At 41.6% G+C, this 233-nt stretch carries 1 protein-coding gene; it reads left to right on the top strand.

The window, feature by feature from the left end; translation table 11 throughout:
• On the top strand, positions 1–216 hold a 216-nt coding region (locus tag ACRHNM_RS18295), incomplete at its 5' end, for a GNAT family N-acetyltransferase (RefSeq protein WP_431138048.1).
• Positions 217–233: the final 17 nt, after the last annotated feature.

Below are 233 nucleotides of genomic sequence, written 5' to 3'. Positions count from 1 at the left end.
GTTTGTGGTTTTCATATGATCGGCACCTTGCCTACCTTTAGGGGAAAGGGGCTGGGAAAAAGCATGACACAATATCTTTTGAACAAAACCGTGGAGATGGGATATGAGACAGTATATCTTGTTGCTTCCAAAAGCGGCGAACCTATTTATTCAAAATTGGGATTTGCAACTTGCGGTGAAGTGGAAACATTTGCATTGACGAATACAAGTAGGTGACTCAAAAAGGACAAGCA

Source organism: Psychroserpens mesophilus, assembly GCF_050617655.1.
Lineage (GTDB): Bacteria > Bacteroidota > Bacteroidia > Flavobacteriales > Flavobacteriaceae > Psychroserpens > Psychroserpens mesophilus_A.
This window is presented reverse-complemented; position numbering and strand designations above follow the sequence as displayed.